Genomic DNA, 2,787 nt, shown 5'->3' on the forward strand with positions numbered 1-2,787 from the left:
TGTAAGAGCACGTTGAAGAGATCCGGGTGCGCCTTCTCGATCTCGTCGAAGAGCACCACCGAGTACGGCCGGCGGCGGACTTTCTCCGTGAGTTGGCCGCCCTCTTCGTACCCGACGTAGCCGGGAGGCGCTCCGAACAAGCGGGAGCTGCTGAACTTCTCCTGGTACTCGGACATGTCGATCCGGATGAGGGCATCCTCGGTGTTGAACAGAAACTCGGCGAGCGCCCGGGCCAGTTCGGTCTTCCCCACGCCCGTCGGTCCCAAAAAGATGAAGGACCCGATCGGCTTCTTGGATTCTTTGAGCCCGGCCCGGGAGCGCCGGATGGACCGTGCAACGGCGGAGACGGCTTCCTCCTGGCCGACGACGCGCTTGTGCAACGCCTCTTCCATCCGCAGCAGCTTCTGGGACTCCTCCTCTTCCAGCTTGAAGAGCGGGATCCCGGTCATCTTGGAGACCACGTAGGAGACGTCCTCCTTCGCGATGACTGGCCGGCTCTTCTCCTGGCTCTTCTTCCACTCGCGCTTCGAGTCCTCCAGCAGCTTCCGCAGCCGTTCTTCCTCTTCGCGGAACTTCACGGCCTCCTCGAAGTTCTGAAGCGCGATCGCCATTTCCTTCTCGCGCGAGACCTTCTTCAACTCCTGTTCCATCGCCCGCAGATCGCCTGGCAGGGCGTAGGCCTGCAGCTTGGCCCGGGACCCGGTCTCGTCGATCACGTCAATGGCCTTGTCCGGGAAGAAGCGGTCGGTGATGTACCGGTCCGCCAGCTTGACGGCTTCGGTGATGGCCTCTTCGGTAATCTCCACCCCGTGGTGGCTCTCGTAGCGATCGCGCAGGCCCTGGATGATGCGGATGGTCTCTTCCACGCTGGGTTGCTGCACGTAGATTGGCTGGAAGCGCCGCTTCAACGCCCCGTCCTTCTCGATGTGCTTGCGGTACTCGTCCAGGGTGGTCGCGCCGATGCACTGGATCTCCCCGCGCGAGAGCGCGGGCTTCAGCATGTTGGACGCGTCGATGGACCCTTCCGCCGCCCCGGCCCCGACCAGGGTGTGCAGCTCATCGATGAAGATGATGATGTTGCCCGCTTGGACGATCTCCTTCATGACGACCTTGAGGCGTTCCTCAAACTGGCCGCGGTATTTGGTGCCGGCCACGAGAGAGCCCAGGTCCAGCGCGATGACGCGACGGTTCAAGAGATTGTCGGGCACCTCCGCGCTCACGATCCGCTGGGCGAGGCCTTCGACGATCGCCGTCTTGCCGACGCCGGCTTCTCCGATCAGCACGGGGTTGTTCTTAGTGCGCCGGCTGAGGATCTGCAGCACACGCTCGATCTCGTCCAGGCGGCCGATGACCGGATCCAGCGAGCCCTCCTGCGCGAGATGGGTGAGGTCCCGCCCGAATTCATCCAGCGCCGGGGTATTGCTTTTCCGGTCGCGCTCCCGCGGCGAGCTCTTGCGTAGGAACGAGACGGTCAACTGGCGGGCGGTCAGGAGATTGGCGCCGAGGCTCCGGAGAATCTTCCCGCCGATGCCTTCTTCCTCGCGGAGCAGGCCCAACAGGAGGTGCTCGCCGCCGATGTGGTTGTGGCCCAGCAACCGGGCCTCTTCGACCGCGTACTCGATGACTTTCTTCACCCGCGGGCTGAAAGGGATCTCTCCGAAGGTCATCGTCGTGCCGCCTCCCGGCAGGTTCCGCTCGATTTCGAGACGGATCTGCTCGGTGGAGAGCCCCATCTTCTTCAGGATCATCAGGGCTACCCCGTCGGTCTCGCGAAGGATGGCCAGGACCAGGTGCTCGGTGCCCAGATAGTCGTTCTGGTGCCGCTCGGCCTCTTCGCGCGCCAAGACGATGATCTTTCTGCCCTTGTCGGTGAACCGTTCAAACATCCTGTGTCTCCTCCAGGTGGGCCGGGCCGTTCGTGGGGAACCCGTGACCGTATTCTAACGGGTGGTCGGGAGCGTGTCAAGGGCGCTCTCGAGCGACCACCGCCACACGGGTGCGACCACCGCAAGAATCACTGTAGGTACTACCCCGAAATCGCCTGCGTTGACACTCAATCGGGACGGCTAGCCAGGATTGTTCATGGATGTCGTACCGAGCCGTTCGAGACAAGAGGATCGGACGACGTAGTAGATATTCATGAACAATCCGGGCTAAAATGCCGCCCATGAAACGGATCGGCATTCTCGTCAAAGCGGAGTCGCCCGATACCAAGGCCCTCCTGACGGAGCTCGTCCCCTGGTTGCGGGCTCGGGGCAAGGACCCGCTGCTCGATCCCGCCACCGCCAAGATCATCGGGGAAAGCACTTCCTATCCCAAGAAGGACCTCGCCACGCTCGCCGACATGCTCGTGGTCCTCGGCGGGGACGGCACCATGCTGGCGGCGGCCCGCCTCGTCGAAGACCGCCCCATTCCGATCTTGGGCGTCAACGCTGGGGGGCTGGGCTTCCTCACTGCGGTCACGCGCGACGAACTTTTCAAGGCGTTGGAACAGGTGTTCGCCAATACCTACGTGGAAGAGGAACGCCTCATGCTGCGGTCCCGCATCGTCCGGATGGGCAAGCAGGTCGCCGCCGCCTCCGTGCTGAACGACGTGGCGCTCAGCAAGGGCGCCTTGTCCCACATGGTCCAGTTGGAGATCTCCATCGATGGCCAATTCGTCACAGGATTGCGGGGCGACGGGCTCATCATCTCGACTCCGACTGGTTCGACGGCATATTCCATGGCTGCAGGGGGGCCGATCCTCAATCCCGCCGTCCATGCGCTGATCCTCACCCCCATCAGTCC

At 63.2% G+C, this 2,787-nt stretch carries 2 protein-coding genes; one reads left to right on the forward strand and one right to left on the reverse strand.

What is annotated here, in order from left to right; all coding sequences use genetic code 11:
* The coding region (locus VGR67_08870; protein ID HEV8336513.1) for an ATP-dependent Clp protease ATP-binding subunit at positions 1-1,886 on the reverse strand (1,886 nt) is incomplete at its 3' end.
* A 281-nt stretch (positions 1,887-2,167) separates the two neighbouring features.
* Between VGR67_08870 and VGR67_08875 the strand changes: the two genes are divergently transcribed.
* A partial coding sequence (locus tag VGR67_08875; GenBank protein ID HEV8336514.1) for an NAD(+)/NADH kinase occupies positions 2,168-2,787 on the forward strand: 620 nt, incomplete at its 3' end.

This window comes from Candidatus Polarisedimenticolia bacterium, assembly GCA_036004685.1.
GTDB lineage: Bacteria > Acidobacteriota > Polarisedimenticolia > Gp22-AA2 > AA152 > DASYRE01.